Source organism: Bradyrhizobium sp. WSM2254, from assembly GCF_000472645.1.
GTDB lineage: Bacteria > Pseudomonadota > Alphaproteobacteria > Rhizobiales > Xanthobacteraceae > Bradyrhizobium > Bradyrhizobium niftali.
Genome location: NZ_AXAB01000040.1, coordinates 1 through 26,073, shown reverse-complemented (window position 1 = coordinate 26,073; position 26,073 = coordinate 1). Strand labels below are relative to the sequence as shown.

At 63.9% G+C, this 26,073-nt stretch carries 21 protein-coding genes and 1 tRNA gene; 12 read left to right on the top strand and 10 right to left on the bottom strand.

What is annotated here, in order from left to right; translation table 11 throughout:
* Positions 1–15: 15 nt before the first annotated feature.
* Positions 16–495, bottom strand: a complete 480-nt coding sequence (locus A3M7_RS0127185; protein WP_025576029.1) for an Lrp/AsnC family transcriptional regulator — start codon at positions 493–495, stop codon at positions 16–18.
* 121 nt (positions 496–616) lie between these two features.
* Here A3M7_RS0127185 and hppD point away from each other — a divergent pair, with 121 nt between their 5' ends.
* Entirely contained in the window at positions 617–1,735 is a 1,119-nt protein-coding gene (gene hppD, locus A3M7_RS0127180; RefSeq protein ID WP_027546751.1) for a 4-hydroxyphenylpyruvate dioxygenase, read from the top strand.
* Positions 1,736–1,923: 188 nt separating this feature from the next.
* On the opposite strand, the gene A3M7_RS0127175 is transcribed toward hppD, so the two are convergent.
* The 4 genes from A3M7_RS0127175 to A3M7_RS0127160 form a co-directional block, all read right to left on the bottom strand.
* Positions 1,924–3,030, bottom strand: coding sequence for a CaiB/BaiF CoA-transferase family protein (locus A3M7_RS0127175; protein ID WP_027546750.1), 1,107 nt, complete (start codon positions 3,028–3,030; stop codon positions 1,924–1,926).
* Between the two features lie 207 nt (positions 3,031–3,237).
* Positions 3,238–4,038 carry a xanthine dehydrogenase family protein subunit M gene (locus A3M7_RS0127170; protein WP_027546749.1) on the bottom strand — a complete coding sequence of 267 codons (801 nt, stop codon included), beginning with the start codon at positions 4,036–4,038 and terminating at the stop codon, positions 3,238–3,240.
* Positions 4,039–4,051: 13 nt separating this feature from the next.
* Positions 4,052–6,394: a xanthine dehydrogenase family protein molybdopterin-binding subunit gene (locus A3M7_RS0127165; protein WP_027546748.1), complete on the bottom strand. Its 2,343-nt coding sequence runs from the start codon at positions 6,392–6,394 to the stop codon at positions 4,052–4,054.
* A gap of 83 nt (positions 6,395–6,477) precedes the next feature.
* Entirely contained in the window at positions 6,478–6,963 is a 486-nt protein-coding gene (locus A3M7_RS0127160; RefSeq protein ID WP_027546747.1) for a (2Fe-2S)-binding protein, read from the bottom strand.
* A 513-nt stretch (positions 6,964–7,476) separates the two neighbouring features.
* On the opposite strand from A3M7_RS0127160, the gene A3M7_RS0127155 reads away from it, so the two are divergent.
* The 5 genes from A3M7_RS0127155 to A3M7_RS0127130 all read left to right on the top strand — a co-directional run bounded on the left by A3M7_RS0127155 (position 7,477) and on the right by A3M7_RS0127130 (position 13,046).
* On the top strand, positions 7,477–7,926 hold the full coding sequence (locus A3M7_RS0127155) for a carbon monoxide dehydrogenase subunit G (protein ID WP_027546746.1): 450 nt from the start codon (positions 7,477–7,479) through the stop codon (positions 7,924–7,926).
* A 440-nt stretch (positions 7,927–8,366) separates the two neighbouring features.
* Positions 8,367–10,082, top strand: a complete 1,716-nt coding sequence (locus A3M7_RS0127150) for a PQQ-dependent methanol/ethanol family dehydrogenase (RefSeq protein WP_063629463.1) — start codon at positions 8,367–8,369, stop codon at positions 10,080–10,082.
* Positions 10,083–10,213: 131 nt separating this feature from the next.
* Positions 10,214–11,389, top strand: a complete 1,176-nt coding sequence (locus A3M7_RS0127145) for a c-type cytochrome (protein ID WP_027546744.1) — start codon at positions 10,214–10,216, stop codon at positions 11,387–11,389.
* A gap of 138 nt (positions 11,390–11,527) precedes the next feature.
* Positions 11,528–12,214 carry a response regulator transcription factor gene (locus A3M7_RS0127140; protein WP_027546743.1) on the top strand — a complete coding sequence of 229 codons (687 nt, stop codon included), beginning with the start codon at positions 11,528–11,530 and terminating at the stop codon, positions 12,212–12,214.
* A gap of 136 nt (positions 12,215–12,350) precedes the next feature.
* Positions 12,351–13,046 (top strand): response regulator transcription factor, encoded by a 696-nt coding sequence (locus A3M7_RS0127130; protein WP_049823719.1) that lies wholly within the window; start codon positions 12,351–12,353, stop codon positions 13,044–13,046.
* A 189-nt stretch (positions 13,047–13,235) separates the two neighbouring features.
* On the opposite strand, the gene A3M7_RS0127125 is transcribed toward A3M7_RS0127130, so the two are convergent.
* Together A3M7_RS0127125 and A3M7_RS0127120 are read right to left on the bottom strand one after the other, a co-directional pair.
* The gene (locus tag A3M7_RS0127125; RefSeq protein WP_049823718.1) at positions 13,236–14,585 is read right to left on the bottom strand and encodes a hybrid sensor histidine kinase/response regulator; all 1,350 of its coding nucleotides are present in this window, start codon (positions 14,583–14,585) and stop codon (positions 13,236–13,238) included.
* Positions 14,586–14,590: 5 nt separating this feature from the next.
* Positions 14,591–15,757 (bottom strand): FIST N-terminal domain-containing protein, encoded by a 1,167-nt coding sequence (locus A3M7_RS0127120; RefSeq protein ID WP_027546740.1) that lies wholly within the window; start codon positions 15,755–15,757, stop codon positions 14,591–14,593.
* A gap of 280 nt (positions 15,758–16,037) precedes the next feature.
* On the opposite strand from A3M7_RS0127120, the gene A3M7_RS0127115 reads away from it, so the two are divergent.
* Positions 16,038–18,077 (top strand): methyl-accepting chemotaxis protein, encoded by a 2,040-nt coding sequence (locus tag A3M7_RS0127115; protein ID WP_027546739.1) that lies wholly within the window; start codon positions 16,038–16,040, stop codon positions 18,075–18,077.
* A 203-nt stretch (positions 18,078–18,280) separates the two neighbouring features.
* On the opposite strand, the gene A3M7_RS0127110 is transcribed toward A3M7_RS0127115, so the two are convergent.
* The gene (locus A3M7_RS0127110) at positions 18,281–18,637 is read right to left on the bottom strand and encodes a DUF3175 domain-containing protein (RefSeq protein WP_084302552.1); all 357 of its coding nucleotides are present in this window, start codon (positions 18,635–18,637) and stop codon (positions 18,281–18,283) included.
* Positions 18,638–18,818: 181 nt separating this feature from the next.
* Here A3M7_RS0127110 and A3M7_RS0127105 point away from each other — a divergent pair, with 181 nt between their 5' ends.
* The 3 genes from A3M7_RS0127105 to A3M7_RS0127095 all read left to right on the top strand — a co-directional run bounded on the left by A3M7_RS0127105 (position 18,819) and on the right by A3M7_RS0127095 (position 22,825).
* Positions 18,819–20,303, top strand: a complete 1,485-nt coding sequence (locus A3M7_RS0127105) for an MFS transporter (RefSeq protein ID WP_027546737.1) — start codon at positions 18,819–18,821, stop codon at positions 20,301–20,303.
* 3 nt (positions 20,304–20,306) lie between these two features.
* Positions 20,307–21,128 (top strand): trehalose-phosphatase, encoded by an 822-nt coding sequence (gene otsB / locus A3M7_RS0127100; protein ID WP_027546736.1) that lies wholly within the window; start codon positions 20,307–20,309, stop codon positions 21,126–21,128.
* A 233-nt stretch (positions 21,129–21,361) separates the two neighbouring features.
* Positions 21,362–22,825, top strand: a complete 1,464-nt coding sequence (locus A3M7_RS0127095) for a trehalose-6-phosphate synthase (RefSeq protein WP_027546735.1) — start codon at positions 21,362–21,364, stop codon at positions 22,823–22,825.
* A 200-nt stretch (positions 22,826–23,025) separates the two neighbouring features.
* On the opposite strand, the gene A3M7_RS0127090 is transcribed toward A3M7_RS0127095, so the two are convergent.
* On the bottom strand, positions 23,026–23,367 hold the full coding sequence (locus tag A3M7_RS0127090; RefSeq protein ID WP_027546734.1) for a hypothetical protein: 342 nt from the start codon (positions 23,365–23,367) through the stop codon (positions 23,026–23,028).
* A 196-nt stretch (positions 23,368–23,563) separates the two neighbouring features.
* Here A3M7_RS0127090 and A3M7_RS0127085 point away from each other — a divergent pair.
* Together A3M7_RS0127085 and A3M7_RS0127080 are read left to right on the top strand one after the other, a co-directional pair.
* A tRNA-Ser gene (locus A3M7_RS0127085) sits at positions 23,564–23,653 on the top strand.
* Between the two features lie 455 nt (positions 23,654–24,108).
* Positions 24,109–25,548: a DUF1761 domain-containing protein gene (locus A3M7_RS0127080; RefSeq protein WP_027546733.1), complete on the top strand. Its 1,440-nt coding sequence runs from the start codon at positions 24,109–24,111 to the stop codon at positions 25,546–25,548.
* A 228-nt stretch (positions 25,549–25,776) separates the two neighbouring features.
* Here the strand turns inward: A3M7_RS0127080 and A3M7_RS0127075 are convergent.
* A partial coding sequence (locus tag A3M7_RS0127075) for an ATP-binding protein (protein ID WP_027546732.1) occupies positions 25,777–26,073 on the bottom strand: 297 nt, incomplete at its 5' end.

Sequence of the window (26,073 nt, the reverse complement as noted above, 5' to 3'; positions counted from 1 at the left end):
GTAGTTCCCTCGATTTCAGCCAGGCTTCAGCTCCCTGAGCGGCAGCCGCGTGCTTTCCTTCAACCGGTCGAGCACGATCGAGGAGCGCACATGCGCCACGCTCTGGTGCGGCATCAACACGTCGTTGACGAGGTTGGAGAGGCCCTTCAAATCGCGCAGCACGGCTTTCAGCACGTAATCGGCATCGCCCGTCAGCGAGTAGGCCTCCTGGATCTCGTCGATGCGGTTGACCAGCGCGCGGAACCGCTTGGAATTGTCCGGCGAGTGGGTCGCGAGCCCCACCTGAATGAAGGCGATCACCCCGAAGCCGAGTGCCTCGCTGGAAAGATCGGCGTGATAGCCCGATATCACCTTCTCCTCCTCCAGCCGCATCCGCCGGCGCGAGCATTGCGAGGCCGAGAGACCGGCGAGATCGGCGAGCTCCTGGTTGGTGAGGCGGCCGTCGTCCTGGAGCGCGCCGAGGATCTTGAGGTCGAAGGCGTCCACCGAAATCATGCGCGTTTTATCCATTTGATGCACAGATCATGCATATGATAGCCAAATGACGCCCCGTTTGCACGCCTCTTGCGCGTCCCATGAAGGATAGTTCCTCTCAGCAGCCATTTGGGAGAGCAGCATGGGTCCGTTTCCGCACGATGCACCGCCGGCCACTGTTAGCGCCGACAATCCGATGGGCACCGACGGGTTCGAGTTCGTCGAATATGCCCATCCCAATCCGGGCGAGCTGCACGCGCTGTTCAAGCTGATGGGCTATGCGCCCGTCGCGCGCCACAAGACCAAGGCAATCACGGTCTATCGCCAGGGCGACATCAACTATCTCGTCAACGAGGAGCCCGGCACCCACGGCTATGATTTCGTCGCCGCGCATGGTCCCTGTGCCCCGTCGATGGCGTTTCGCGTCGTCGACGCGAAGGCGGCCTATGACCGCGCGCTCGCGCTCGTCGCCGAGCCGGCGGATGTGTCATCAGCGCAGAAGACACTCGACGTGCCCGCGATCAAGGGCATCGGCGGCAGCCTGCTCTATTTCGTCGATCGCTACGGCGCCAAGGGCTCGGCTTATGATGCCGAGTTCGAGTGGCTTGGCGCGCGCGATCCCAAGCCGGCTGGTGCCGGCCTGTTCTATCTCGACCACCTCACCCACAACGTCCATCGCGGCCGCATGGATGTCTGGACGGGCTTCTACCAGAAGCTGTTCAACTTCCGCCAGATCCGCTTCTTCGACATCGAGGGACGCGCGTCGGGCCTGTTCTCGCGCGCGCTGACCAGCCCCGACGGCAAGATCCGGATTCCGATCAACGAGGATGCCGGCGAGTCCGGCCAGATCGAGGAATATCTGCAGACCTATCGCGGCGAAGGCATCCAGCACATCGCCTGCGGCTGCCGCGACATCCACCGCACCATCGAAGGCTTGCGCGAAGCCGGCCTGCCCTTCATGCCGTCGCCGCCAAACACCTATTTCGAGCGGATCGACGCGCGCCTGCCGAAGCATGGTGAGGACGTCGCGCGGCTTCAGAAGAATGGCATCCTGATCGACGGCGAAGGCGTCGTGGACGGCGGCCAGACCAAGGTGCTGCTCCAGATCTTCTCGGCCAACGCGATCGGCCCGATCTTCTTCGAGTTCATCCAGCGCAAGGGCGACGACGGCTTTGGCGAGGGCAACTTCAAGGCCCTGTTCGAATCGATCGAGGAGGACCAGATCCGGCGCGGCGTGCTGAAGGTGGATGACGCGGCGTAGGCCACGCGTGAGGCGCGAGTTGCGCCCACATCACCGGTGTCGTCCCGGCGAAAGCCGGGACCCATAACCCCAGGGAGAGGTTGTGGCGCGCGGCTGGTAACTCCGAGTCTTCGCAAAACCACATCCTGTGGTTATGGGTCCCGGCCTTCGCCGGGACGACGGCGGAGTGTGGTGCGGCAGCGGAGCTTCTACCTCTTCCACGCCTTCGTCACCGCGGCGATCTCCGCGCCCTCCGGTTCGCGCACGGCGGATGGCGTGCGTGAGAATCGCGGCGCGGGCGCGGGCTGTTTCACGCCGTGGCGTTCGACGAACACCTGCCGGGCGACCATGTGCGGATGCTGCGTCGCCTCCGACATGGTCAGCACCGGCGCGAAGCAGATGTCGGTGCCTTCCATGATCTTGCACCAGTCCTCGCGCGTCTTGCTCTTGAACACGGCTTTCAGCTTTTCCTTCAGCGCCGGCCAGGCCTTGCGGTCCATCTGCGCGTCGAAATCGGCGTCGGAGAGGCCGGCATGCTGGCGCAGCAGCGCGTAGAACTGCGGCTCGATCGAACCGATCGAGACGAAATGGCCGCAGGCGCATTCGTAGACGCCGTAGAAATGCGCGCCGCCGTCGAGGAAGTTCTGGTCGCGCCCTTCGGTCCAGCGGCCGATCGTGGTCATGTCGAAGAAGAACGACATCAGCGATGCCGCGCCGTCGCACATCGCGGCGTCGACCACCTGGCCCTTGCCCGACCTCGAGGCTTCAAGGAGCGCCGCGAGCACGCCGACGACGAGATAGAGCGCGCCGCCGCCGAAATCGCCGACCAGATTCAGCGGCGGCACCGGCGCTTCCTTGGTGCCGATTGCGGCGAGCGCGCCGGTGATGGAGATGTAGTTGATGTCGTGGCCGGCGGCATTGGCGAGCGGGCCTTCCTGGCCCCAGCCGGTCATGCGGCCGTAGACGAGCTTCGGGTTGCGCGCGAGCACGATTTCAGGGCCGAGCCCGAGCCGTTCCATCACGCCGGGACGGAAACCTTCGACCAGCGCATCGGCGCTCGCAAGCAGGTCGAGCACCTCCGCGATCGCCGCCTTGTCCTTGAGGTCGAGCTCGATCACCTTGCGGCCGCGCCCCGCCACCGACTTCATGCTCTTCCTAGCGCCGACACGGTCGAGCGTGACGACGTCGGCGCCCATGTCGGCCAGCATCATGCAGGCAAACGGGCCGGGCCCGATGCCGGCGAATTCGACGATGCGGAAGCCGGAGAGCGGGCCGGAGGCGCGGACGGACGAGGTGGGGGCTGATTTGTCGAGCACGTTGTTGTTTCCTCGGGTCGCGGGCAAGTGCCGGTGATCCGGCAAACGCCTCTGACGTTGCTCTTGGGGGCGAGTTAATTGGCTGATTAACTTTTCTCGCCTTCCCGCCAGCGAGGCAAGCGGTTTTCATGCATGGGCGCATAATAAAAGCGGCGCGCATTTCTGCGCGCCGCGGAAAATTTGTGTTCAGTCGCTAGAGCGGCATCGTCAGCCGGCCGCCGCCACCGCGCGCTGCGCCATTACCTTGATGAGGTTGGCGCGGTACTCCGACGTGCCGTGGATATCGGACAGAAGTCCGCTCGCCGAAATCGTCACGCCGTCGATCGCCGACGGCGACCAGTTCGCCTTCAGCGCGGCCTCGATCGCGGGCACCCGCACCACGCCGCTCTGCGAGGCACCGGTCGCGGCGACGCGGATCTCGCCCGACTTCGTCTGCGCGACGAACACGCCGGTCAGCGCAAAGCGCGAGGCCGGATGCGGGAATTTCGCGTAGCCCGCTTTCGCCGGAACCGGGAACGAGACGGCGGTGATGATCTCGCCGTCCTCGAGCGCCGTCGTAAACAGGCCCTTGAAGAAATCTTCCGCCGAGATCGACCGCTTGTTGGTCTTCACGGTGGCGCCGAGCGCCAGCGTCGCGGCCGGATAATCCGCGGCGGGGTCGTTGTTGGCGAGCGAGCCGCCGATCGTGCCGCGGTAGCGCACCGCGGGGTCGCCGATCAGCGAGGCGAGATAGGCGAGCGCAGGGATCGCCTTCTTCGCGGCATCGCTGGTCGCAACGTCGTAATGCGGCGTGGCGGCCTTGATGGTCAGCGTGTCGCCGGAGGCTTCGACGCCGATCATGTCCTTGATCTTGCCGAGGTCGATCACGTCCGAGGGACTGGCGAGGCGCTGCTTCATGACCGGCAGCAGCGTCTGGCCGCCGGCGAGGAATTTTGCCTCGCTGCTCTTGCCGAACAGGCTGGCGGCTTCGTCGACCGAGGAAGCGCGATGATAGGTTGTCTGGTACATCTTGGTTCCTCCCTCAAGCCGCGTGGATCGTGCGCCACACCCGGTCGGGGGTTGCGGGCATTTCCAGGTTGTTCTTGCCGATCGCATCCGTGATCGCATTGATCACGGCCGCAGAGGCGCCGATCGCGCCGGCCTCACCGCAGCCCTTGATGCCGAGCGGATTGCCCGGGCACAGCGTCGTGGTGTGGGAGAGGTTGAACGAGGGCACATCGTCGGCGCGCGGCATGGCGTAATCCATGAACGAGGCCGTGACCGGCTGGCCGTTGGCATCGTAGATCGCGTGCTCGAGCAGCGCCTGTCCGATGCCTTGAACCAAGCCGCCATGGACCTGACCCTCGACGATCATCGGATTGATCAGCCGGCCGAAATCGTCGGCTGCGACGAAGTTGACGAAACTCGTCTTGCCGGTGCCGGCATCGACCTCGAGCTCGCAGATATAAGTGCCGGCCGGGAAGGTGAAGTTGGTCGGGTCGTAGAAGGCGCTCTCCTTCAGGCCCGGCTCCATCCCGTCAGGCAGGTTGTGCGCGGTGTAGGCCGCGAGCGCGACCATCGGGAAGGCGATCGCCTTGTCGGTGCCGGTCACCTTGAACTCGCCGTTCTCGATGACGATGTCGGCTTCCGACGCTTCCAGCGCATGGGCGGCGATCTTCTTGGCCTTGGACTCCATCTTCTCCATGGCCTTCAGGATCGCGGTGAGGCCGACGGCCGCCGAGCGGGAGCCGTAGGTGCCCATGCCGAACTGCACCTTGTCGGTGTCGCCATGGACGATCGAGACCTGGCTGATCGGAACCCCCAGACGCTCCGCGACGAGCTGGCAGAACGTCGTCTCGTGACCCTGGCCGTGGCTGTGCGAGCCCGTGAGGATCTCGATCGTGCCGACCGGGTTGACGCGGACCTCGGCGGATTCCCAAAGACCGACGCCGGCACCCAGGCTGCCGACCGCCTTCGACGGCGCGATGCCGCAGGCCTCGATGTAGCAGGACACGCCGATGCCGCGCAGCTTGCCGTCCGCCTTGGCCTTGGCCTTGCGCGCGGCGAAGCCGGCATAGTCGATCGCCTTCATCGCCGCATCGAGCGAAGCGTTAAAGTCGCCGGTGTCGTAGGCCATGATCACGGGCGTCTGGTGCGGGAACTGGGTGATGAAGTTGGTCCGGCGCAGCGCCGCCGGATCGACCTTCAGCTGCCGGGCGGCCGTCTCCATCAGCCGCTCGATCAGATAGCTCGCCTCGGGGCGGCCCGCGCCGCGATAGGCGTCGACCGGCGTGGTGTTGGTGTAGACCCCGATCACCTCGGCATGGATCGCCGGGATGTTGTACTGGCCCGACAGCAGCGTCGCGTAGAGATAGGTCGGCACCGACGAGGAGAACAGCGACATGTAGGCGCCGAAATTGGCGTAGGTCTTCACCTTGAGGCCGGTGATCTTGTTGCTGGCGTCGAATGCCATCTCGGCATGGGTGACATGGTCGCGGCCATGGGCGTCGGTGAGGAAAGCCTCGGTGCGGTCGCCGGTCCATTTCACGGGACGGCCGACCTTCTTCGAGGCCCACAGCGCCACCATCTCCTCCGGATAGATGAAGATCTTGGAGCCGAAGCCGCCGCCGACGTCGGGCGCGATCACCCGCAGCTTGTGCTCGGGGGCGATGTTGTAGAACGCCGACAGCACGAGGCGGGCGACGTGCGGGTTCTGCGACGTCGTGTAGAGCGTGAAATGCTCTTCCGCGGCGTCGTAATCGGCGATCGCCGCGCGCGGCTCCATCGCGTTCGGCGCGAGGCGGTTGTTGGTGACGTCGAGCTTCACGACATTGGCGGCCTTGGCGAAGGCCGCATCCGTGGCGCCCTCGTCGCCGATCACCCAGTCATAGACCTGGTTGCCGGGCGCTTCAGGATGAAGCTGCGGCGCGCCGGCCTTGATTGCGGCGTGGACGTCGGCGACCGCGGGAAGTTCCTCGTAATCGACGACGACAGCTTCCGCCGCGTCGCGCGCCAGATTCTTGCTGTCGGCAATCACGACCGCAACGGCCTGTCCGACGAAGCGCACCGTCTCCGGCGCCATCGCCGGCCACGCGCCCATCTTCATCGGGCTGCCGTCCTTGGAGGTGATGGCCCAGCCGCAGATCAGGTTGCCGACCTTGTCGTCGACGAGCTGCTGTCCCGTGAGCACCGCGACCACGCCCGGCATCTTCAGCGCAGCGGACGAGTCGATCTTCTTCACCTTGGCGTGCGCGTGCGGGCTGCGAATGAAATGGGCATGGGTCATGCCCACCAATTTGATGTCGTCGACGTAGCGGCCCTTGCCGGTAATGAAACGCTTGTCTTCCTTGCGCACGACTCGCGCGCCGATACCTTCAACACCCATGTCTGGTCCTCCCGACCGGAATTATTTTGACTGCGCTTTCCATCGAAAGCCGCAGTGGTGGTCTTCGTTCGAGGCGGGCGGCCTTACTCGGCCGCCTGCGCAACCTTCATGCGTCCGGCCGCATCCAGCACCGCCTTGACGATGTTGTGGTAGCCGGTGCAGCGGCAGATGTTGCCTTCGAGCTCCTGGCGGACGGTGGCCTCGTCGAGCTGGCCGCTATGGCGGTGCACGATGTCGATCGCCGACATGATCATGCCCGGCGTGCAATAGCCGCATTGCAGTCCGTGATTGTCGCGGAAGGCGGCCTGCATCGGGTGCAGCTCGTCGCCCTTGGCAATGCCTTCGATGGTGGTGATGCTGGCGCCGTCGGCTTGTCCCGCCAGCATGGTGCAGGATTTCACCGCGCGGCCGTCCATGTGCACGACGCAGGCGCCGCACTGGCTGGTGTCGCAGCCGACATGGGTGCCGGTGAGGTTGAGGTGATCGCGCAGGAGATGGACCAGCAGCGTGCGATCCTCGACGTCGACAGCAACGGCCTTGCCGTTCACTGTCAGTTTGACTGTAGACACGATGAAGTCCTCCCGAATGTTTGTAGTTATTCTAATTAGAGACAGCGCGAACGGAACTTTGCAACTGGGATTTTGGGGGACGTGCGTCATGGAAAGGTCATCGTGACGTTTGTCGCAGGTGCGCGATTCGGCCGCGATGTTCCGAGCCGCCGCCAGTGCGTGGCGCGACCTTGCGATCTCCGCTTCGTCGATGGCGGCCTGGGTTCAGCCGCCAGCGCGAAGCGCTGGCCCTGGACGTCGGCGCTCCCGGCGCGTCGTTTTCTCCCTTTGATGTTTTGTTCGTTGCGACGAATAGGAGCACGCGCTCACGCCGTTGTAATCGCGATCTTGGTAGTAGACGTCGGCAAGCTAAGTCATTGATTTTGTTCGCGGCAATGCAGCGAAGCTGCGCTGCCCCCGGTGCCTACGGCAGGCCGCGTCGGCCGGGACGACCTAGTACTTCCTGGCGATTGATCGCAGCCGGGCGCCGCCCTAGTCGAGCTGTACAAGCAACGGCCAAAAGGGATGGAAGCGATGCAGATGAACGACAGTCAGCGTATTCCGGCGTCGAAAGCCAAGGTGTGGGCTGCGCTCAACGATCCCGATGTTCTCAGGCGCTGCATTCCCGGCTGCCAATCGCTCGAGATGGCATCGCCGACGGAGATGATTGCGACCGTGGTGCTGAAGGTCGGCCCGGTGAAGGCGACGTTCAGCGGCAAGGTGACGCTGACCGATATCGATGCGCCCAACGGCTACCGCATCGTCGGCGAAGGCGCCGGCGGCGTCGCAGGCTTTGCCAAGGGCGGCGCGAAGGTCAGGCTGGAGGAGGAATCGCCCGACGTCACCATCCTGCACTACGAGGCCGACGCGCAGATCGGCGGCAAGCTCGCACAGCTCGGCGCGCGGCTGATCGACTCGACGTCGCGCAAGCTTGCCGCGAACTTCTTCGAAAACTTCGCGGCGGTGGTAGCGCCATCATCGTGATCAGCGCGTCGTCCTCGGCGTCCTGACGCGAACTTGTAGGGTGGGCAAAGGCGCTCTTGCGCCGTGCCCACCACTTACTAATCCACGATTGCGAGAGAAGAGGTGGGCACGCTTCCGCGTTCGCTCTTCGAGCTGCGGCGGACAAGTCGCTTTGCCCACCCTACTGCGCTGAGTGGACCGGACGAATCGGATTGCGGCGCGATGCTGCCCAAATCCGATGGCGCATTTCGAGCTGCAAAATAAGGGCAAGACGCAAGCCCGGACAAGGAGATGAGCGGCGAAGGCCGCCAATGATTTGCACTACTACCTTCCGCCTATACTAAGCGCGAAAAGGCGATGCTGTAATTTCGAACGATGGCTCGCAGACGAACTGCGCATCACGGGCGCAGCGCGCTCAGGCGCCTAACATGGCGTGCATAACAACATCACGGAGGGAATACATGACCTTAGGAACGAAGGGCTTCTTGGCTGGCATCTCGATGGTTGCGATGCTGGCTACCGCCATGTCAGGCGTTCGCGCCAATGACTCCCTGCTCAAGGCGCAATCCGATTCGAACCAGTGGGCCGTTGCCGGCCACGACTACGGCAACACGCGCTTCAGCCCGCTGAAGCAGATCAACACCGAGAACGCCGGCAAGTTGACGCTCGCCTATTCGTTCTCGCTGGCGTCGCTGCGTTCGAACGAGTCCTCGCCGATCGTCGTCGGCAACACGCTCTACGTTTCGAGCTCCTGGGGCCCGAAATACGTCTACGCGCTCGATGCCGCCACCGGCGCGCGCAAGTGGACCTACGAGCCCGATATTCCCGAAGACGTGCTGCAATACGCCTGCTGCGACGTGAACAATCGCGGCGTCTCCTATGCCGATGGCAAGATCTTCGTCGGCCGCCTCGACGGCAAGCTGACGGCGCTCGATGCCGCGACCGGCAAGGCGCTGTGGACGACGAAGGTGGTCGATTACAAGCAGGGTTCGGTCATCACCTCGCCGCCGCTCGTCGTGCGCGACAAGGTCATCACCGGTTTCGGCGGCGGCGAGTACGGCGTGCGCGGTTCGCTCCAGGCCTTCGACATCAACACCGGCAAGCAGCTGTGGCAGACCTACACCGTTCCCTCGCCGGACGAGCCCGGCGGCGACACCTGGAAGGGCGACTCCGCCCAGCATGGCGGCGGCGCGGCCTGGCTGGTCGGCTCCTACGATCCGAAGAGCGACACGGTCTATTGGGGCACCAGCAATCCCGGCCCGTGGAACACGGCGGTTCGCTCGACCGGCGACGGCAATTTCGGCAAGCTGACCAACCTCTACACCGCCTCGACGGTGGCGTTCGATCCCAACACCGGCAAGATCAAGTGGCACATCCAGACCACGCCGGCCGATGCCTGGGACTATGACGGCGTCAACGAAGCCGTGCTCGCGGATCTGAAGATCGGCGGCAGCACCGTTCCGACGCTGATGAAGGCGGATCGCAACGGCTACTTCTTCGTCGCCAATCGCGAGACCGGCAAGGTGCTTTCGGCGGAGAAATACGTGTTCTCCAACTGGGCCAAGAAGTGGGACATCGCCACGATGCGCGCGGTCGAGGATCCCGACAAGCGTCCCGGGCCGAACCATCCCGCCAAGGACATCTGCCCGAACCTGATCGGCGGCAAGAACTGGCAGCCGATGTCGTTCAACCCGCAGACCGGCCTCGTCTACATCCCGTCCAACAATGTCTGCATGGACTGGTCGGTCTCCGATGTCGCCTACAAGCGCGGTGTGTTCTATCTCGGCGCCGAATTCCCGACCAAGGAAGGTCCCGGCGGCTTCCTCGGCGAACTCGTGGCCTGGGATCCGGTCGCGCAGAAGAAGGTCTGGTCGATCAAGGAAGACCTGCCCTTCAACGGCGGCACGCTGACCACCGGCGGTGGCCTCGTGTTTGCCGGCAACATCCATGGCGATTTCCGCGCCATCGATGCGAAGTCCGGCAAGGTGTTGTGGAGCAAGAATCTCGGCTCCGGCATCGGCGCAGGTCCGGTAACCTACCAGGTCGACGGCAAGCAATATGTCGCCATCGTCGTCGGCCGCACGGCTGCGCTGCCTGCGTTCCTGGGCGAGGTAGGAAAGAAGATGACGGCCGCAGCTCCCGAGGGCGGTTCGCTCTTCGTGTTCTCCGTCCAGTGACCACTCGCGCGCGTATCCCCGCGGGATACGCGCGCGCTTTTTCCAGACAATCATCGCGGCATCGGCCGATGCCTGGTGCCGCAGCGCTTGGCTCAACGAGCTCCGGCTCAACAAAGCTATGGGAGACGAGGATGCGTCCGAATCATTCTGGCATCGGTGCGAGCCGAAATCGCGCCATCGCAGGCCTGCTCGCATCTGCCGCCGCGCTGATCGTTCCGGCCTCGCTGCACGCGGACGAAGCCCAGCCGCTCCGTCTCTGCGCCGATCCGACCAATCTTCCGTTCTCGAGCGATAGTCCGTCGCAGCCGGGCTTCTATGTCGAGATCGGGCAGGCCCTGGCGCAGGCGCTCGGCCGGCCGGTCGCCTACGACTGGTACAAATCCTATTTCGGCAAGCGCACCGTGCGCGTCACGCTGCTCGGCAAGCAATGCGACGCCATGATCGGGTTGCCGAGGTCCGAGGATTTCATGGGACCGGCGGTGATCTTCTCCAACGCGTTCGCGAAGCAGGGCTATGCCCTCGTGGCCGCCAAGGGGCAGGTGCTCGATGGCGTCGACGGCCTCAAGGGCAAGCGCGTCGCGGTGCAGTTCGCAAGCACGCCGCAAAACCTGCTCGCGAGCCGCGACGACATCCAGAAGGTGACGGTGCTGTCGCCCGAGCAAGGCATGCAGGCGCTCGATCAGGGCAAGGCCGACGTCGCCTTCATCTGGGGCCCTGTCGCCGGCTGGCTGAACAAGACCAGCTACGGCGATCGCTATCAGATCCAGCTCACCGAGGGCGAAGGCCTGTCATGGGATGCGGCGATCGGCTTTGCCAAGACGTCCACCGAGCTGCGTGATCGCGTCGATGCCGTCCTGCCGCAGCTTCAGAGCACGATCGGCGCGCTCGCGGTGAAATATGGCCTGCCAACCGGCCAGCCGGCGCGCTTCGGTGCGACCCGGGCGATGCCGGCGGGGACGACGACCGGGACCGGACCCGGCGCGACCCAGACCGCCAGTGTGGTGGCGACCGAGACCAAGGGGGACGCGGCCGCGCCGGCCGCCGAGGCCGTCGGCTCGGGCAAGGAGATCTTCAATGGAACCTGTGCGCACTGCCACGGTCCCGACGCGGTCCAGAGCGAGCGGAAGATCGACCTGCGGCTGCTGCGTCACCGCTACGGCGACGAGATGCGCGAGAAGTACTGGACGACCGTGCATGAGGGACGACCGACCAAGGGCATGCCGGCCTGGAAAGAGGTCTTCACCGACGACCAGTTCGACCACATCTTTTCCTTCCTGCTGACGGTCCAGTCCGAATCGAACGACTGAACGATCTTGACCGAACGCGATCGGGAGGATGTGGTAGCGTCCGTCCGGCATCATCCCGGCGCCGGACGGCTATCGCATGAATGTGCCGCTTCCGCTGCCGTGGTCGATGCGCGTGCGGTGCAGTGTTGGGAAGGCGCCATGACCAGCTTCCTGATCATCGACGATCATCCGCTGTTTCGCGAGGCGCTCGGCAATGCGGTGCGGCTGGCCTTGCCGGAGGCGCAGATCTTCGAAGCGATGTCGATCGGGGACGCCCTGCATATCCTGTCGGCCGGGCAGGGCATCGACCTCGCGCTGCTCGACCTCTCGCTGCCGGATGCGACCGGCTTCTCCGGCTTTCTGCGCTTGCGCGAGGCCTATCCGCGCCTGCCCGTCGCCATCGTGTCGAGCGAGGAGGACCAGCACGTCGTTCGCGAGGCGCTGGCGCTGGGCGCCGCAGGCTATCTGCCCAAGTCGACGTCGAAGCGTGAGCTGGCACAATCGATCGAGGGCGTGCTGAGCGGATCGGTGTCGGTGCCAAAGGATTTCGTGGCGACGCCGAAGCGGCGGCGGGCCGATGCCGGCAACGGGCTCGAGGTCAAGCTGCGCGACCTCACGCCGCAGCAGCTGCGCGTGCTCGACCTCCTGCGTCGCGGATATCCGAACCGGCAGATCGCCCAGGAGCTTCAGCTCGCCGAATCCACGGTGAAGGCACATATCACCGAGATCCTGCGCAAGCTCGGCCTATTCAGCCGCAACAAGGCGATCATCGAGATCGGCAAGATGGAGCTGCCCGATCCGCGCAGCCGGCCTCATGCGCGGATCGATCGCGGCAGGTCGCAATGACGCGCGGTGTCCTTCTTGACCTGGATCAAGCCGGCGTGTCTCTGCTGAGTCATTCTCAACGCGTGCAGTTCGACGCCGGCCCCGGCGGCATCCTGGGCACGGTCTTCAGCAAGGTCTTCAGAATGGCTCGTACCTGATGCGATTTCTGATCGTCGAAGATCATCCGCTGTTTCGCGAGGCGCTCGAAAGCGCGCTCCGGATGGTGGCGCCTGCGGCCGATATTGTTCAGGCGACGTCGATCGACGGCGCGCTGGAACAGGTCTCGGCGGCCGCCGAGTTCGACCTGATCCTGCTCGATCTGTCGATGCCGGGCACCACGGGTCTTTCGGGCATCATCCGCATCCGCAAGGCGTTTCCCAAAATTCCCGTCGTCATCGTCTCCGGGTATCAGGATCGGCAGATCATGTCCGGCGCAATGTCGCTCGGCGTGTCCGGCTACATCCTTAAATCGTCGTCCAAGCAGGATCTGGCACAGTCGATCGGCGAGGTGCTACGCGGCTCGGTCTGTGTTCCCGCCGCCTATCGCGGACTGGTCCGCCCGCTGCGTGCGTCCGACCCCGCGCAGGATCTCCTGAAGCGCCTGCACGAGCTGACGCCGCAGCAATTGCGCGTGCTCGAAATGCTCAAGCGCGGCCTGCAAAACAAGCAGATCGCCTATGAGCTGAAGATTTCGGAGACAACGGTGAAGGTCCACGTCTCCGACATCCTGCGGAAGCTCAACGTGCTCAGCCGCACCAAGGCGATCGTCGAAATGTCCAGAATCGATTTCGCGACGCTGGCAGCCGGAGACACCGCGGCCAGGCGCGAGCGGGTACGGCCGGACCAGCAGTGAGGCGATTTTCTCCTGCATTGTCCTTCAGATTGAGGACACTCCGTTTCTAACTTCGCTTGTAAGTCATGCCCTTGATGAAACGTAATATACTACCGGTACTGTGCATGGGGTTGTTTTCGCCATTTTGATTGGAAGCCATGCGCGCTCGCCCCGCCGCAAGCGGGGCGAAGCGAAGACCATTCGCGCAGGTCAGCTCAGCAGGAACGACAGCAGCGCCCGCATCTCGGCGGGCTTGATCGGCTTTTTCAGCACTTCGAGGCCGTGGAGGCTCGCTTCCTTCGCGGCCTTTTCGGAGTAGTCGGCCGTGATGATCATGGCCGGCGTGTCGAGCTTCAGGTGCTGGCGGACGTCGGCGATGGCCGAAAGGCCGCTCTCGCCGTGATCGAGGTGGAGATCGGCGATCACGGCATCGGGTGCGCCGCCGAGCTCGCTGAGGCGCAGCAGCGCATCCGCGGCCGAGCGCGTGGTCGCGACGTCGCAGCCCCATCCTTCCAGCAGCGCGGCCATCGCCTCCGAGCCGTTCGGGTCGTTCTCGATCAGCAGGATCTTGGCGCCTTCGAGCCCGCTATAGTGCCGCTCGGCGAGCTTGACCTCGTGCACCTCGTCGCTGACCTCCGCGAGGTCGGCCGGCTCCAGCTCCAGGGTGAAGGTCGATCCCCTGCCGACCTGCGACGACAGCCGCACCTCGTGCCCGAGCACGGTTGCGAAACGGCGGACGATGGAGAGGCCGAGCCCGAAGCCGGCCTGGTCGGTCGCGGTTGCCTCGCCGCGCTGGAATTCGCGGAAGATTGCCTGCTGCTGCGCCTGTGCAATTCCAGGCCCGGTGTCGGAGACCTGGATGCAGATGTGGTCGCCCTTCAGCCGGCATCCCATGACGACGCCGCCGCTGCGGGTATAGCGGATGGCATTGGCAAGCAGGTTCTGCAGGATCCGCCGCAGCATCATCGCATCCGACCTCACCGCGCGCGGCGAGGTGCGGATGCGCAGGGAAAGACCCTGCCGCGCCGCGACCGGCTCGAATTCGTTGCGAAGCTGTTGGAACAGGGGCGCCAGAGCAATCGCGCGCACGTCGGGTTTGAGCGCGCCGGCGTCGAGCTTTGCGATCTCCAGCAGCGACCGCAGCAGATCCTCCAGCATCAGCAACGAGCGGTCGGCCTGGTCGATGAGCAGGCCCGCCTCCTGCGATTCCATCATCTCGGTCAGCGCCGACAGCGTCAGGCGCGCCGCGTTCAGCGGCTGCAACAGGTCGTGGGTGACCGAGATCAGCACCGATGATTTCAGCGAGCTTGCGGCTTCGGCCTGCTGCTTGGCGCGGTAGAGCCCCTCATTGGCGCGCTCGACCGAATGCAGCGCCTCGCGCAACTGGTGAGTCCGGTCGCGAACCTTGTGGTCGAGCGCAATGGCGGTTTCGAACAATGAAAAGGCGTTGAGCTGCTGGTCCATCGAGCGTTCGACGCGCGACATCAGCGCGGCATTGATCTTCTTCAGCTTCGCCGCCTCGCGCCGCAGCTGGTCGACCGCATCGGGGCCCTGCCACATGTCCGTCACGACGGGCGCCTTCCGATCGCAACGCCGGTGAAGGTCTGGTTCACATGCATGGAGCCGAACTGCTCGCCATAGGTATGAAAGCCGACGACCCGGTTCTGCCGGTACAGGTCGGACATGTCGCGGGCGAGCTGATGCTGCTCGGCGTCGAGCCGGCGAAGCAGGCACTCGAAGCCGATATAGAGCGAGACCTCTCCGATCTGGTCGCGGATCTCGGTGAAGGTGTCGCAGGTCGAGCCGACCAGGCTGCGCGACGTCGCCGCCGTCAGCACCATGCCTTCGTCGATGGCGCAGAAGAAATGTAAGGAGCCGTCCGGTTCGACGCGCTGGATCGACCGCGCGTAATAGGCGCCGCCGACGCGCACCAGCACGGGGTGGGACGCGAAGGAGAACGGATCGAGCTTGGCGTCCAGGATCCCGACCATGCGCGAATATTCCTGGGCCGCAGGCTCCGCGTTCAGCTCCCTGACCGTTCGATTTTCGATGTCGGCTTCGGTGACCACCATCTTCTGCGGACTCGGCTCGAAATTGTCGCACTTGAAAACCCGGAACGGCAGCGAAGTGTTCAACAGGATCAGGAGGGCGGCATTGGTGTGTGCCTTGCCGTCGCAGAACACCCAGGTCTTCTCGAAGCGCATCCCGTCGCCTGCGGACCCGCCGACGACAGGAATGTCGTCGAGCGAGGCATAGATCGCCGACATCACCGCCTCTTCGCGGCGGCACAGGCCGTCGATCAACACCAGGCCAAAGGGATTGCCGTGATCGACCTGCGGGGTGACCCGCAACAGCTCGTGCCGGAGCTCGCCGCCGATCCTGCGGCCGTCCTCGACGCGGAAGCCGTCGAGGTTGAGAATGGGCCGCACCGCGGCCGAGAAGTCGGCACGGCTGAACGCCAGCGCCACGACGCTGTTCTCGTCCCAACCGTCGGGGGCGAGCTCGCCCGCGGTCGTGCAACCGCAGACCTGGGTCTCGTCGAATTGCCGGGTGATCTCGGCGATAAAGTGATGAGGGTCGTAGCTGGGAGAGAGGAAGACCAGGATCAGCGCCAACTCGTCGGATGGGAGCTGGGCGGCGAGCTCGGCCACGGCTTCATCGACGCTCGCAGCCTTCGATTTGGCAACGGCAACGCCAGACGCACCGCCAAACCGAAAATCGGTTTGCCCCACTCCGTTTCTCCCTCGAGGACCAGCCTGGTCTGACGCCAAGTGCCTGATAAATGCCTGACAAGTCTTCAAAGAATAAGGCGTTTTCCGGTTAGCCGCAACACGCGCCCCTCGGCCCGGCAAGGCTGGACGCGCCCGTGCGGGCGGAGACTCTCTCCACCCGGGGTGCAGGCCGGACGGATTTACCGCCCCTTGACGTTTCTGCCCTAATTTTCCGCAGGCGTTCGGAAAGGGCTGCTTCCGGGCCGCGTGATCGTTGCAAGAACATAGGGTGGGGGTGGGAATGTCCGGGCGTATCGCGTCGCCGTCTAAGCGCACCATATTTCCGACCCTCAGGTTCCGCGCCAAAATCATCCTGGGCTTTGCCGCAGTGCTGGTGATCTCCGCCGGCAGCATGGCTTTCGCCTATTTCGGCTTCGAGCGGGTGTCGTCCGGGGTCGGGTCCTACCGCACCAGCGTTTCGGAAGCCGACCTCGCCCGCAATATCGACCGCGAGCTGCTCGCCTATCGTTCGTCCGCCCGGTACTTCGTCGTCACCGGCAAGGAGGATGATTCCAAGGCGGCGCTGGATGCCGAGGCCGGCCTCAAGAGCGCCATCGACCAGGCGATCAAGGGCGCCAAGCGGCCGGCGCGGCAGGAGAGTCTCAACAAGCTCGCCAAGGAGTTCTCCAACTTCTCGGCGACGTTTGCAAAGATCCTGCAAGCCAAGCGCGACAGCGCGCTCCTGGTCCAGAACCAGCTTCAGCGCAATGCCAACCTCCTGAAGTACAAGCTCGACGACATCGGCAACAACGCCTCCGACGCGGAGGCCCAGGCGATCGAGTTCGGCACCAAGCAGGTCAACGCCCAGTTCCAGACCGCGAGTGCCGCCGCGAGCAATTTCATCGTCAACTCCGACCAGGCGGTGGCGACAAGCGCGCTGGCGCGACTGAAGTTCGTCGAGAATTCGCTGGGCGCGATCTATTCCATGGACGACAAGGTCGTCGCCGGCCTGAAGGATGCGAAGGCGCTGCTCGCGGCCTATCGCGACGCGCTGGAGAAGCTGATCGCCAACGCCAAGATGGTCGATGATCTCGTGACCGAGATGAGCGGCTCGGCCGGTGCAATCCTGCAAGGAGCGACCGCCATGAAGGCGGACCTCGTCGCCGAACAGCAGCGGCTGGATTCCGAATCGGAAGCGACCATCGGGCAGACCGAGCAACTGGTCCTCATGCTCGCCGTCGGCGGCACGCTGCTCGGCGCGGTTCTCGCGTTCCTGCTCGGCACCGGCATCTCGCGCCCGATGATCGCGATGTGCAAGGCGATGCGCGAGCTCGCCTCGGGCAATTTCGACGTGGTGCTGCCGGGCCTCGGCCGCAAGGACGAGATCGGCGAGATGGCCGGCGCGGTCGAAGAGTTCAAGGTTCAGGCCGTCGCCAAGGCCGAGCGCGATGCTGCCGCCAGCGAAGCCCAGAACAAGGAACTGGCGACCGCCCGCCGCTCCGAACTGATCCGTTTTGCCGACGACTTCGAGAGCGCGGTCGGCGCCATCGTCTCCAACGTCTCGGCCTCGGCCGTGCAGCTTGAATCCGCGGCGTCCACGCTGACCCGCACCGCGGAGACCACGCAGAGCCTGTCGAGCCAGGTCGCCGGTGTCTCCGAGCAGGCCTCCAGCAACATGCAGTCGGTCGCCACCGCAACGGAAGAGCTCTCGGCTTCGGTCGAGGAGATCGGTCGCCAGGTGCGCGATTCCAGCCGTATCGCCGAGGCCGCCGTGGTGCAGGCCAAGGAGACCGACAGCCGCATCGGCAAGCTCTCGCATGCCGCCCAGCAGATCGGCGAAGTGGTCAAGCTCATCACCGCCATTGCCGAGCAGACCAATCTGCTGGCGCTCAACGCCACCATCGAGGCGGCGCGCGCCGGTGAAGCCGGTCGCGGCTTTGCGGTGGTTGCCAGCGAAGTGAAGTCGTTGGCGAGCCAGACGGCGAAAGCGACCGACGAGATTTCCTCCCATATCACGGGCATGCAGGGCGCCACGGCCGAGTCGGTTGCCGCGATCAAGGAGATCGGCGCGACCATCGGCCAGATCTCGTCGATCTCGACGTCGATCGCGAGCGCGGTGGAGCAGCAGGGCGCCGCGACCCAGGAGATCGCGCGCAGCGTCCAGACGGTTGCTCAGGGCACCCAGACCGCCGCCACCGACATCGGCCAGGTCAACCGCGGCGCCGCCGAGACGGGCTCTGCCTCGGAAGAGGTGCTGAACTCGGCCAAGACGCTGTCATCCGAAAGCACCCGTCTTCGCGCCGAGCTCGACCGCTTCATGGGGAACATCCGGGCGGCGTAAGCATTCGCTGCCCGTTGGGCGCTCCGCTGCCGCATCACCCTCCATCGTCGTCCTGGCGTATGCTAGGACCCATTACCCCAGGGAGAGGTCGTGGCGCGAGCCGGTAACCCCGAGTCTTCGTCAAACCACGCCTTGGGGTAATGGGTCCTGGATCGGCGCTCGCTCCGCTCGCTGGTCCAGGACGACAGCCAGAGCGCGAAGCCTCACTCCCTCCCGAACGCGCGCTTCAGCTCCACCTTCGCTCGCTCCAGCCGCGTGCGCTGGGTCTTCGGCAGCGTCGTGCCGGCACGGTTGATATAAAACGTCAGCATCGACAGCGCCGAACGATAGGCGCTGGTCTTGCGGCGCGAACTGTGCTCGGCCGAGCGCTTCAGCGAGGTTGCGATCTTCTTCGGACTCGTGAGCGTGAATACGCCGCGCTGGAGATCGAGCGCGTCGCTCTCCTTCGTCACCCGTTGCGACCAGCGCTTCGGCGCCGCGCGTTTCGCGCGCTTGCGCACGCTGGTCTTCCTGCGCGCAGCTGTTTTGCGAGAATGTGTCGTCTTTCTGACCTGAGCCATGCATCAACTCCCTGCAGCTCCTTCGGAAACGGACGGCGCCAAAGGCTGTTCCTGTGGGAACCTGGCCTTGCCGCAGACGTTGTCGCAGGTGGCAGGCGGAATGCCGCACCCCGATGATCGGTTCGCCCCCGGCCACATCATGTGAACCGGGCCGCTTCCATTGGTCAGACCCAACAACGCGATGGAATTGCAGCAAAGCCAAGCGCTGAATTATGGACCTGCTGTCTCGGCGGTCGCGACCGATCGCATCATCGAGACCAGCATTCCCTCGCGTCTCGACGCGCTGCCGTGGAGCGGCTTTCACACCCGCGTCGTGCTGGCGCTCGGCATCACTTGGATTCTCGACGGGCTCGAGGTGACGCTCGCCGGTGCGCTTTCCGGCGCGCTTAAGCAAAGTCCCGTGTTGCACTTCTCCAATCTCGATCTCGGTGTTGCCAATTCCGCCTATCTCGCCGGCGCGGTGCTCGGCGCGCTCGGCTTCGGCTGGCTGACCGACCGCATCGGCCGCAAGAAGCTGTTCTTCATCACGCTCGCGGTCTATCTCTCCGCGACCGCCGCGACCGCGCTGTCGTGGAATATCGCGAGCTACGCGCTGTTTCGCTTTCTCACCGGCGCCGGCATCGGCGGCGAATATACCGCGATCAATTCGACCATCCAGGAGCTGGTGCCGGCGCGCTATCGCGGCTGGACCGATCTCGTCATCAACGGCAGTTTCTGGATCGGCGCGGCAATGGGCGCGGTGGCGGCCATCGTTCTGCTCGACCCCGCCGTGATCGGCCCCGATCTCGGCTGGCGCCTCGCTTATCTTATCGGCGCGAGCATCGGCCTCGTCGTGCTGTTTATGCGGATGTGGATCCCGGAAAGTCCGCGCTGGCTGATGATCCACGGGCGGCCCGATCAGGCTCACGCGATCGTCGACGAGATCGAGCGCTCGGTGATCGGACACGACCAGAATGTGAGCGACGGACGCTTCACCAAGATCCGGCTGAAGATGCGCAATCACACGCCGATTCGCGAGGTCGTGCATACGCTGTTCTCGGTCTATCGCCAGCGCGCGCTGGTCGGCCTCGCGCTGATGAGCGCGCAGGCCTTCTTCTACAACGCCATCTTCTTCACCTTCGCGCTGGTGCTGACCGATTTCTACGGCATCAGCGCCGATCATGTCGGCTGGTACCTGCTCCCCTTCGCCGCCGGCAACTTCCTCGGCCCGCTGCTGCTCGGCCGCCTGTTCGATACGCTCGGACGGCGCGCGATGATCATGTTCACCTATGGCGCCTCCGGCCTGCTGCTGGCGGTGTCGGGCTATCTGTTCTCGATCGGGGCGCTCAGTGCGCAAGGACAGACCATCGCCTGGATGGTGATCTTCTTCTTTGCCTCGCCCGCCGCGAGCGCGGCCTATCTCACCGTCAGCGAGACGTTTCCCTTGGAAGTCCGCGCGCTGGCGATCGCGGTGTTTTATGCGATCGGCACCGGCATTGGCGGCGTCATCGGCCCGGCGCTGTTCGGCGCGCTGATTGACACAGGATCACGCACCAGCGTGTTCGCCGGCTATTTGCTGGGGGCATTCCTCATGATCGCGGCCGCGATCGTGGCGTGGCGCTATGCCATCTCCGCGGAACGTAAATCGCTCGAACAAATCGCGCGGCCGCTCGCCTTTATGGAGTAGACTATGAAATCGGAACTTGCGGAAATGGCATTGGACCAGAAGCGCACCATGCTCGTTGACGACGATGTGCCGGAGACGGTGCCGGTGCCGCATGCGCTCGTGCCGCATCTCGACGAGACCGCGATCCTGCTCGACATCGACGGCACGCTGCTCGACCTGATGCCGACGCCGCGCGAGGTGTGGGTGCCGCCGGGCCTGTCGGAGACGCTCAAGCAGCTGGTGGAACGCACGTCCGGGGCGCTGGCGCTGGTCAGCGGCCGCTCGCTCAACGACATCGACCTGATCTTCGCGCCAGACGTCTATCGCGCCGTCGCCGGCCACGGCGCGGAGATGCGGCTGTCGGCGGACAATGAAGCGGATGACGTGCATGCGCCGCCGCTGGACAAGGAGTTGAAGCGGCGGCTCGCTGCGATCGCAAAGCTCAGCCCGGGCATTCTGCTCGAGGACAAGGGCTATTCGCTGGCGCTGCATTACCGCCTCGCGCCGCATGCGGAGAAGGCGATCTTCGAGGCCGTCTCGCTGATCCGTGCCGACCTGCCCAATGCGCCGATCGAGGTGCTGCCCGGAAAGTTCGTCTGCGAGATCAAGCATTCCGGCTTCACCAAGGCGACCGGCGTACGCGAGTTGATGCAGCACGAACCGTTCAGGGGACGGCGTCCGCTGTTCATCGGTGACGACGTCACCGATGAGACCGTGTTCGCGATCATGCCTGACATGAACGGGCTCGCTTTCTCGGTCGGCCGCCGCGCCATGGGCGTGAATGGTCACTTCGATGCGCCGAGCGATGTGCGCGCGTTCCTCGCGCGCCTGCTCGATCCGAGGTGAAACAAAGGCAGCGCCACGCCGCAGACATAAAGGCCGTCAGCGCAGCGCCCCCGCGCGCCGCAATGCATGCTGTGCAATCCAACCGGAAAAGCTGTCTTTGCAGTGGGTTCCACAGGGGAAACCAGCTCCAACGCGCGCGCCCGATTTTGGTTTCAATTGGTTGAAACGATGATCAGGAACCATATTGATGAACATCAGTTAAACAGGGTGGAATGAACAGGAAGGGACGACCTGTGAACTTAATCGTCGTTTCGAATCGCGTCGCGCGCGGCAAACCCAACGAGCCCATGACGGGCGGCTTGGCTGCGGCATTGCTTCCGGTTGTGGAACATTCGGGTGCCATCTGGGTGGGGTCTTCCGGCCGCGTGCGTGACGGCCATCAGAAGGAACCGTTTGCCGAGATCGAGGCGCTGGGTTCGGGCGCGATTGCGACGCTGGATCTGCCGGCGGCGCATTACGGCGGCTATTACGAAGGTTTTGCCAATTCGGCGCTGTGGCCGGCACTGCATTCACGCAGCGATCTGATCCGCGTCTCGCGCGAGGACTATGTCAGCTATCGCGAGGTCAACGCCTTCATGGCGCGCGCCTTGATGCGCTTCCGTAAACCCCGGACCGCGTTCTGGGTGCAGGATTATCATTTCCTCGCACTCGGTGCGGAGCTGCGCGATCTCGGCGTCGATGATCCGATCGGCTTCTTCCTGCATACGCCGTGGCCGGTGGCCGCGGTGATGCAGGGCGTGCCCAATCATAGCGAGCTGATCACGGCGATGCTCGCCTACGATCTCCTTGGATTCCAGACCGAGGAGGATCGCCAGAATTTCCTCGGTTATGTCGGCGGCGAGCTTGGTCTCGCCATCGATGACGGTGTTGTGTTGTCGCAGTACGGCCGCACCCGCTTTGAAGTCTTCCCCATCGGCATCGATGCGGAAAAATTCGCGCAATATGCCGCAAAGTCGGCTTCGCATCCCGACGTGTCGCGGCTGCGCCGCAGTCTCAACGGCGAACGGCTTGCGATCGGCGTCGACCGGCTCGATTATTCCAAGGGCCTCGTCAACCGCATCAGCGCGTTCGACCGGCTCTGGACCGAGCAGCCGCAATTCTTGCGCAGCATCTCGCTGCTCCAGATCGCCAACCCTTCGCGCGGTGCGATCGAGGCCTATGGCAATCTCCAGAACGAGGTCGCGCGCCTCGTCACCGACGTCAACGGCCGCCATGGCGAGGTGGACTGGACGCCGATCCGCTATTTGAACAAAGGCTTCAGCCAGGCCGTGCTCGCGGGCCTCTATCGCACCGCGCAGGTCGGTGTGGTGACGCCGCTGCATGACGGCATGAACCTCGTCGCCAAGGAGTATGTTGCCGCGCAGAATCCCGCCGACCCCGGCGTGCTGGTGCTGTCGAAATTCGCCGGCGCAGCGAATGAGCTCGACACGGCGCTGGTGGTCAATCCGCATGACGTCGACGCCATGGCGCGCGCGATCGCGATCGCCGCCGCGATGCCGCTCACCGAGCGCAAGATGCGCTGGGACGCGATGATGAAGAAGCTGCGCGGCCACACCATTCAGCAATGGTCCGCCGATTTCGTCGCCGAGCTGGAGAAGTGCCGCGTCGAGAAGGCCGCCGTCGCCCCGCTCGCCGCCCAGCCGCCGCAAGCGCTGCGCTGGCTGAAGTCGGCGATCTCGGGCGTGCGGTTGATCTAGTCCCTCTCTCGCGCCCCGTTCTTACGGGTAGGGGTGAGGGGCTGCTTTCGCGCTCAACTCTCGATCTCTGTGCCCCTCGCAGACTTTATCCACGCGTCATGGCCGGGCTTGACCCGGCCATCCACGTCTTGCCGCGGGCTCCCAGGAACGTGGATGCCCGGGACGAGCCCGGGCATGACGGCGAACCTCGAGTACCGCGCTCAATAGCAATACGACACCCCCTCCAGAATCGCGCATTGCCGCTTGTTCGGCGCGTTGGGGTCGTCCAGCGGCACCATGCCCTTGCCCTGGCCGACGAACACGCCGGGCCCGACATGCACCGAGCTCTTGTTGCCGATGATCACGCTCGGATGCGGCGAGGCGCTCGAGCGCGTCCCGTCCGGCCAGATGATGGCATCGCCCGAAAGCACCCCGCGCCGCCCGTCGTCGCAGCTGACGTCGACCCCTTGCCGGCTGCAGACCTGCGCCAGGGCCGGCCCGGCAAAGGCGGAGCCAAGGGCCGAAATCAGGCCGAGCGCAGCGATGGTCTTGCGGATGGTCATGGCGTCCCCCGGCGTGTTTGGCATTCTCAAGTGAATCGTCGCGCCAAACCCGTCCCGGGTTCAGCCGGCAGGCGGTTCCGAAGGAGTCGCCGACGCCAGATATTGTCTTTCAAATACAACATCTTACGGAAAATTCACCCGATTTACCCGCGATCTCTTGCAAAATCGCCGGCGCCCCTTCAAGAGAGGGCGCTCCGGAGAGATGGCCGAGTGGCTTAAGGCGCACGCTTGGAAAGCGTGTGTGCGGGAAACCGTACCGTGGGTTCGAATCCCACTCTCTCCGCCACCCCAGCAAAATCATCTCGTACTTCGAGCTGCAGACAGGCCAGAAACTCGGCCGTTTTCCTGCTTTCCTGCGGGCGGAGAGCTCCCATCCGTTATCCAAAATGGGCCTGAATGAAGCCGGAGAACCGAATTTTCTCCGAATCTTAGAACCCCCAAAATTGGTCTAGTACGGCATTTCTCGAAAAATCAACGGCTTGGCCGCGCGGCGGTTTGATCCCTCTCGCTCAACGAAGACGTATTGGTTTGGAAAGCGAGCAGCCCTTACTCCCGTGAAGAGGGTGGTCAGGCGGGCGTACACGGACCAACTGTCCGTTTAGGATATGGACAACGCATGTTTGGGAATCTTAGCGATTCCGTTTTGCATAGCTGTTTCAGGAACGCGCCCGACGTTTGGCCGAGGTTCTCAGTAGGTCTACGGATTGATCTCAGCCGCAGGTTGCGACTACTTGCCTCCACATGTTTTCAAATTTTTCTGACGTCGAGACGCCCGGCAAAAAGACCGCCCTCGACGCGCCGATTGTAGTTAGTCGCGTCGATGTCGCCCTGATCCTGATCATGGCGGCCCTTGCGGTTTACTTCTTCATCTATCCGCTCTGGCGGTCCCGATTCTTAATTGAGATTTGGTTCACCGAGGGCTGGAACGCCTACTTTCAGGATGTTGCTGCGTCGGGCGGGCGCATCTATCCTTCAGCAAGCGCCCTCATCGTTAACAATTATCCGCCGCTGTCCTTCTATACGATTGGACTGCTTGGGAGTGTGCTCGGCGATAACCTCTTCGTTGGCCGCGCTCTGTCATTGATATCGCTGGTAGTTGTCAGCATCGAAGTTTTCGCGTGTGCGAGGATACTTGCGGGTGGTGTGATCGGGCCTGCGCTCGGAGCGCTGTGGTACGCCGCGATCATGTCCCACAACTTCACCTCCTATGTAGGGGCAAATGATCCTCAACTCGCTGGCGAGGCCATCATGGGGTTCGGGCTCGCTTGGCTGTTGCGGCGGCACAAGGCTGGAGGCGCGCCGCTTGGACCACTGCTCGTGATGATCGTTGGCGGCTTTTGGAAGCACAATATGATCGCTATTCCGCTGACCGCAGTGGTTTGGCTGTTCGCACGACGGGGAAGACAGGCTTTGGCCTCCGTTGCCATCAGCATACTCGCTGCCGCAGTGGGGTTGGCCGCCTGCGGTGTAATTTTTGGTGCCGACTTCTTCCGCAACCTCCTTACTGAGCGCAGCTACAGCCTTGGACACGTCCTGCTGAATATTGGTCACCTGCAGTGGTCAGCACCGGCAGCAGTGATCTGGCTTTCTTGGGTGTTCAACAGCCGGAGCCTTGGCGCGAAGTTCACCTCAATCCATGTTCCCGTCGCTCTAGCGTCCTGTCTCCTGCAATGGACCGGCGACGCAATATTTGGCAACGCTGAGTTCGATTGGATTATCGCGCTCGGCATCGCCATTGGCGTAACCTGTGCGTCGATTGAGACCAGCGTCGTTGCTCGATACATTGGTTCAACATGGACTAGGGCCGCCGTCGTTGCGCTTCTTGTCCTCCGTCTTATCGCGACTGACCGGCAGGAGCCTTTGCTGATCCTGATGGACCCTCAGTTCAGACGTGGATTTGAAGCTGGCGAACAGTCCGTCCGAAAAGAGGCTACGCAGGTCGCTGCTATTAATGGTGACGTCTACTGCGACATCAAAATTGTATGTAGGATGGCCGGGAAGCCTTTTGCCGTTGATGATTTCAAGGCAGGTCAAATGCTCGCGACAAAGCGCCTAAGCCAATCCGACTTGGACGCGCTACTTGCCTCGCGACGCATCACCACATTCAAGGACAATCCGATCGGTATGGGCGCTGTCAGTACATCGCTGGCTCATGCCATTCGGCACGCAAGAGCCCCTTGAGAATTAGATACGTGGCCCTCGAACACAAGGGACATTTTGGAATCCGTGGGATTCCCCCACTGCATCGTTGCGGCCCGATAGGGTTGCGCGCTGTAAAGCGGCGAGCACGCAAGTGGACTAAACTATAGATAGTATTGCGATTGTCGCCTTCCCTGCTAGCATGAGCCGGGGATTCTGGGGAGGGGAGCCATGGAAATTCCAAGAGAGCTTGTTGAGGCCGTCAGTGTGTCAATCGGCCTGCAAATTTGACCCCTCATCGGCGTCCAATTTTGACCCCTTAGCGCGGCGGGGTTTGGTGGTAGCGCTCGTCTCGTCGGAGCTGGTCGGGATAGCGGAGGCGAGACGAGCGCGGGTGGCGTGATCGTCGTCGCGGCTTTTGAACCGCCAGCTGTCGTTGCCGGTTTCGACAATGTCGCAGTGGTGGGTCAACCGATCGAGCAGCGCGGTGGTCATCTTGGCGTCGCCGAACACGCTTGGCCATTCGCCGAAGGCAAGATTGGTGGTCACGATGACGGAGGCGCGCTC

Bases quoted from the DNA above. Each gene is read 5' to 3' on its own strand.
- A3M7_RS0127155 (WP_027546746.1), top strand. From the start codon at position 7,477: ATGCAGATGAACGACAGTCAGCGTATTCCGGCGTCGAAAGCCAAGGTG.
- A3M7_RS0127170 (WP_027546749.1), bottom strand. From the start codon at position 4,038: ATGTACCAGACAACCTATCATCGCGCTTCCTCGGTCGACGAAGCCGCC.
- A3M7_RS0127125 (WP_049823718.1), bottom strand. From the start codon at position 14,585: ATGTGGCAGGGCCCCGATGCGGTCGACCAGCTGCGGCGCGAGGCGGCG.
- hppD (WP_027546751.1), top strand. From the start codon at position 617: ATGGGTCCGTTTCCGCACGATGCACCGCCGGCCACTGTTAGCGCCGAC.
- A3M7_RS0127115 (WP_027546739.1), top strand. From the start codon at position 16,038: ATGTCCGGGCGTATCGCGTCGCCGTCTAAGCGCACCATATTTCCGACC.
- A3M7_RS0127185 (WP_025576029.1), bottom strand. From the start codon at position 495: ATGATTTCGGTGGACGCCTTCGACCTCAAGATCCTCGGCGCGCTCCAG.
- A3M7_RS0127140 (WP_027546743.1), top strand. From the start codon at position 11,528: ATGACCAGCTTCCTGATCATCGACGATCATCCGCTGTTTCGCGAGGCG.
- A3M7_RS0127150 (WP_063629463.1), top strand. From the start codon at position 8,367: ATGACCTTAGGAACGAAGGGCTTCTTGGCTGGCATCTCGATGGTTGCG.
- A3M7_RS0127130 (WP_049823719.1), top strand. From the start codon at position 12,351: ATGCGATTTCTGATCGTCGAAGATCATCCGCTGTTTCGCGAGGCGCTC.
- A3M7_RS0127105 (WP_027546737.1), top strand. From the start codon at position 18,819: ATGGAATTGCAGCAAAGCCAAGCGCTGAATTATGGACCTGCTGTCTCG.
- A3M7_RS0127090 (WP_027546734.1), bottom strand. From the start codon at position 23,367: ATGACCATCCGCAAGACCATCGCTGCGCTCGGCCTGATTTCGGCCCTT.
- otsB (WP_027546736.1), top strand. From the start codon at position 20,307: ATGAAATCGGAACTTGCGGAAATGGCATTGGACCAGAAGCGCACCATG.
- A3M7_RS0127110 (WP_084302552.1), bottom strand. From the start codon at position 18,637: ATGGCTCAGGTCAGAAAGACGACACATTCTCGCAAAACAGCTGCGCGC.
- A3M7_RS0127080 (WP_027546733.1), top strand. From the start codon at position 24,109: ATGTTTTCAAATTTTTCTGACGTCGAGACGCCCGGCAAAAAGACCGCC.
- A3M7_RS0127165 (WP_027546748.1), bottom strand. From the start codon at position 6,394: ATGGGTGTTGAAGGTATCGGCGCGCGAGTCGTGCGCAAGGAAGACAAG.
- A3M7_RS0127145 (WP_027546744.1), top strand. From the start codon at position 10,214: ATGCGTCCGAATCATTCTGGCATCGGTGCGAGCCGAAATCGCGCCATC.